At 40.7% G+C, this 587-nt stretch carries 1 protein-coding gene; it reads left to right on the top strand.

What is annotated here, in order from left to right:
• Positions 1-587, top strand: a 587-nt coding sequence (locus MTN96_RS36895; protein WP_248534864.1) for a transposase, incomplete at both ends; no start/stop codon positions are given.

Below are 587 nucleotides of genomic sequence, written 5' to 3'. Positions count from 1 at the left end.
AAGCAAATATCCACTACTGATCCTGATTCACGTTTAATGAAAACTCAAGGTTTTACAAGAGTTGTGAGTTATAACGTGCAAAGTGCGGTTGATACCAAGCACCACCTTATAGTGGCGCATGAGGTGACCAACGTGCCAGATAGAGGCCAGCTTGCGTCAATGACAAAACTCGCACAAAAAGCATTGCGCAAGGAAGATATAAGGGTATTAGCAGATAAAGGTTACTTCAGTCAGCCCGATATAAAAGATACTATCGATTTGGGTGCAGAGCCAATCATGCCCAAGACGGATACATCGTCCTCTGAAAAGAAAGGGATATTTAACCGCTCACTCTTCAAATACGATGCAAATAAAGATATTTACTTATGCCCCGCTGGTAATGAACTTCAAAATCGAATGCAGGTATTTGAGCAAGGTAAATACCTTGATGTTTACTTCAATCACATTGCTTGTCGAGATTGTAAAATAAGAAGTCAGTGCACTAACTCTAAAAAAGACCCTAGGCGAATAAGGCGGTGGGTGCATGAGATTCTGACAGAAGAAATGCTTCAAAAGCTAAAGAATGAACCTGAATTGATGCTTCATCG

This window comes from Pseudoalteromonas sp. 2CM28B (genome assembly GCF_023161935.1).
Note: the sequence above shows the minus strand (reverse complement) of the source record. Positions and strands in the feature narration are given on the sequence as shown.